This is a genomic window from Geminicoccus flavidas (assembly GCF_009806515.1).
GTDB lineage: Bacteria > Pseudomonadota > Alphaproteobacteria > Geminicoccales > Geminicoccaceae > Geminicoccus > Geminicoccus flavidus.
Genome location: NZ_WUJP01000136.1, coordinates 1 through 4,348 on the forward strand (window position 1 = coordinate 1; position 4,348 = coordinate 4,348).

3 protein-coding genes are annotated in these 4,348 nt (G+C 68.8%); all 3 read right to left on the minus strand.

Annotation, left to right across the window (positions count from 1 at the left end):
• The coding region (gene glgX, locus EQG76_RS03690) for a glycogen debranching protein GlgX (RefSeq protein WP_159710718.1) at positions 1-2,199 on the minus strand (2,199 nt) is incomplete at its 3' end.
• Positions 2,200-3,831, minus strand: coding sequence for an alpha-D-glucose phosphate-specific phosphoglucomutase (locus tag EQG76_RS03695; RefSeq protein WP_159710720.1), 1,632 nt, complete (start codon positions 3,829-3,831; stop codon positions 2,200-2,202).
• The coding region (locus EQG76_RS03700; RefSeq protein WP_159710722.1) for a glycogen synthase at positions 3,828-4,348 on the minus strand (521 nt) is incomplete at its 5' end. The genes EQG76_RS03700 and EQG76_RS03695, both read right to left, overlap by 4 nt.

A 4,348-nucleotide genomic window follows, 5' to 3' on the forward strand; every position in this document is an offset into this window, starting at 1 on the left:
ACTGCCGGCCGGGATGCGCATGGCCTGGAGCAGCGCCTTCAGGCTGTCTGGTGATACCTCATGCTTGGTGCCGGCGATGTCCCACCAGGCAAGGTCGATCCCCGCCATGTCGGCCAGGCGCTTCAGCGTCTCGGGATCATCGCCATCCCGCCGGGTAGATTGATCGGTCAGGACCACGGCGGAACGTGCCGGCAGGTCGAACTCGTTTGCAGCAATCGATTCACTTGCTTCCTCCACTGCCGAAACCAGCTCCAAGTGCCAGCGGCCATCCGCTTCCGGCAGGATCAGGCGGAGCGGAGCGTCGTGGGCGTTCACTCCAACATAGATGTGGTCTCGAGGTTGCGTGCAGCGCAGCTCCATGCCGAGAAAACGCCGGTCATGCCGATACCAGTCGCCCTCGTCGAAGCTCCGGGCGTCCTCCCGGCGCCAGATGACGGTGGCGCCGTCCAGGAACCGGTCCTGGTGCAGGGCAGGATGCGCCTGGCGCAGCGCGGTCAGCCGGCCCACCAGCTCCGCCAACCCCTCGGCTTCGGGCGGCAGGCTCGACCAGTCCAGCCAGTTGATCGCGTTGTCCTGGCAATAGGCGTTGTTGTTGCCGCCCTGGGTGCGGCCGAGCTCGTCGCCCATGGTCAGCATCGGCGTGCCGCGCGCCAGGATCAGGCAGGCCATGAGTGCCCGCATGTCGGCGCGCCGAAGGGCAATCACCGCGGGGTCGTCGGACGGTCCCTCCACGCCATGGTTCCAGGAGCGGTTGTTGTCGGTGCCGTCCCGGTTGTCCTCCAGATTGGCCTGGTTGTGCTTGTGCTCGTAGGAGACTAGGTCGCGCAGGGTGAAGCCGTCATGGGCGGTGACGTAGTTGACGCTGACGGACGGCCGCCGCGCACCGAACAGGTCCTCCGAGCCCGCGAGCCTGGTCGCGAGCTGGCCGACCATCTCGTTCTCGCCGCGCCAGAAGCTGCGCAGGTCGTCGCGGAACCGGTCGTTCCACTCCAGCATCCCATCCGGGAAGTTGCCGGTCTGCCAGCCGCCCGGCCCGATGTCCCAGGGCTCCATGATCAGCTTCAGGTCGGCCAGCACCGGGTCCTGCTGCAGCGCCATCAGGAACGCGCCGTCCCGGGCATAGCCCGCAGGCGTCCGCGCGACCGTGACCGCCAGGTCGAAGCGGAAGCCGTCGACGCCCAGGCTCGCCCAGTAGCGCAGCGAGTCCATGACCAGCCGCAGCACCGGTGCGCGCTCAGTGGCCAGCGTGTTGCCGCAGCCGGCGTCGTTCAGGTAGTAGCGGCGGTTGCCTGGATCGAGGCGGTAGTAGAGGGCGTTGTCCAGGCCGCGCAGCGACACGGTCGGGCCCAACTCGTCGCTCTCGGCGCTGTGGTTGTAGACCACGTCGAGGATCACCTCGATGCCCGCCTGGTGCAGCCGCTCGATCGTCGCCGCCAGCTCGTCGGCCGGCCCGTCTGCCTGGCCATCCACCAAGTAGCGTGGCTCCGGCGCAGAATAGGCTGCCGGGTTGTAGCCCCAGTAGTTGCTCAGGCCGGCATCGGCCAGGTGCCGCTCGTCCAGGATCGCGTGGACGGGCAGGAGCTCCAGCGTGGTGACGCCCAGCCGGCGCAGATGATCCAGGACCGGCGGCTCGGCGAGGGCGGCGAACCTGCCGCGCAGCCGCTCGGGCAGGGCCGGATGCAGTCTGGTCATGCCCCGCACATGGGCCTCGTAGATCACCGTGTGCCCGAACGGCGTGCGCGGCCGGCTGTCCGGGCGCGGTGCGACCGGTGCGGTCACGATCGCCTTGGGCATGTCGCGCGCGCTGTCCGAGGCGTCGAACGACAGGTCGGCGTCCGCCGCACCGCGCCGGTAGCCGAACATGGAGGGTGTCAGGCGGAACGGCCGGTCGATCGCCTTGGCGAACGGGTCGAGCAGCAGCTTGTTGGGGTTGAAGCGGTGCCCCGCATCCGGGGCATAGGGGCCGTGGACCCTGAAGCCATAGCGCGTGCCGGGCCCGATCCCCTCGATCCGGCCGAACACCACGCCGGCGGCGCGGTCCGGCAGGGTCAGCCTGGCGAGCTCGGTGCCGCCTTCCGCGTCGAACACGCAGAACTCGACCCGCTCGGCATGCAGCGTCGGCAAGGCGACGTTGACGCCGTCCCCGTCCAAGGTGACGCCCAGCGGGTTGGGGCGCCCCGGGAGGACCCGCAGGTCCACTCAGGTGATCACGCTCGGTGCGGCACGTCCGGTGCGCGCGCGGATGCCGGCGATCTGCTCGGCGGTCTCGATGAGGTCGGCCAGCACGTCCTGGGTATCCAGATCATGGCGGGTGGGGTCGGGTTCGTAGCGCTCGAGATAGAGACGCAGCGTAGCGCCGGCCGTGCCGGTGCCGGACAGGCGTAGCACGATGCGCGACCCGTCCTCGAACAGGATGCGGATGCCCTGCTTGGTACTCACCGAGCCGTCCAACGGGTCCTTGTAGGTGAAGTCGTCGGCCCGGGCGATGCCGCGGCCGTTGACGATCCGGCCGGACAGCTCGCTCAGGCGGCCGCGCAGCTCCTCGACCAGCGCGTTCGCCGCCGCGGTGTCGACCTCTTCGTAGTCGTGGCGGGTATAGTAGTTGCGCCCGAAGCTGGCCCAGTGCTCGGTGACGATCTCCTTCACCGACTGGCCGCGCACCGCCAGGATGTTCAGCCAGAGCAGCACGGCCCAGAGCCCGTCCTTTTCCCGGACATGATCGGAGCCGGTGCCGGCACTCTCCTCGCCGCACAGCGTGGCCATGCCGGCATCCAGCAGGTTGCCGAAGAACTTCCAGCCGGTCGGCGTCTCGTAGCAGCCGATGCCCAGCTTCTCGGCGACTCGGTCGGCCGCAGCGCTGGTGGGCATGGAGCGGGCCACACCCTTGAGCCCGCCGGCATAGCCCTTGGCCAGGTGCGCGTTGGCGGCGAGCACGGCTAGGCTGTCCGAGGGTGTCACGAAGATGCCCTTGCCGATGATCAGGTTGCGGTCGCCGTCGCCGTCCGAGGCAGCACCGAAATCCGGCGCGTCCGGCTCCATCATCAGGTCGTACAGCTCCTTGGCATGGACCAGGTTCGGGTCGGGATGATGGCCACCGAAATCGGGCGAGGGCGTGCCGTTCACCACCGTGCCGCGTGGGGCGCCCAACGCCCCTTCCAGGATGGCGTGCGCATAGGGGCCGGTCACCGCATGCATCGCATCGAAGCGCATCCGGAAGCCGGACGCGAACAAGGCGCGGATCCGGTCGAAATCGAACAGGTTGACCATCAGGCCCAGATAGTCCTGGACCGGGTCGATAACCTGGACGGTCATGCCCTCGATCACCGTCCTGCCCAGCCGGTCCAGGTCGACGTCTGGCGCGTCCGAGATCCGGTACTCGGTGATCGCCTGGGTCCGGGTGAAGATCACCTCGGTGATCTTCTCCGGCGCCGGCCCGCCATTGCCGATATTGTACTTGATGCCGAAGTCGGCATCCGGCCCGCCCGGATTGTGCGAGGCCGACAGGACGATGCCGCCAAAGGCCTTGCGCGCGCGGATCACGCAGGAGGCGGCCGGCGTGGACAGGAGGCCGCCCTGGCCCACCAGGAGGCTGCCGAAGCCGTTGGCCGCGGCCATCTTGATGATGGTCTGGATGGCCTCCCGGTTGAAGAACCGGCCGTCGCCGCCCACCACCAGCATCTTGCCCTGGCGGTCCTCCAGGCTGTCGAAGATCGACTGGACGAAGTTCTCGACATAGTGCTCCTGCATGAAGACCGGGGTCTTCTTGCGCAGGCCGGACGTGCCGGGCTTCTGGTCGGAAAAGGGCCGGGTCTCGATCGTCTGGATGGTCATGTCGCCGCTCCGCTCTCGGGCACCAGGGTCCGGTACAGGCTGGCATAGGCCCCGGCCCGCACCTCCCAGCCAAGCTCGCTGGTCATCCCGTTGCGCTGCATCTTCCGCCATTGCCCGGGCTGCCGGTAGAGCTCGATCGTCCGGTAGATGGCATCGCGCAGGGCCTCGGCCGTCACCGGGTAGAACTGCACGCCCGTGGCCACGCCCGCCAACAGTGCCGCGTCGTTGGCGTCGATCACCGTGTCGGCGAGCCCGCCCACCCGGCTCACCACCGGGATGCAGCCGTAGCGCAGCCCGTAGAGCTGGATGAGCCCGCAGGGCTCGTACCGGGACGGGACCAGGATCGCGTCCGCTCCGGCCGCCAGGAGATGCGGGAACTCCTCGCTGTAGCCCAGCACGCAGGCGATTCGGCCGGGATGACGCTCGGCCAGGCGCGCATAAGCACCCTCCTGCTGCATGTCGCCGGCACCCTGCACGACCAGTTGGCCGCCGGCTTCCAGCAGGTGCGGCACTGCCT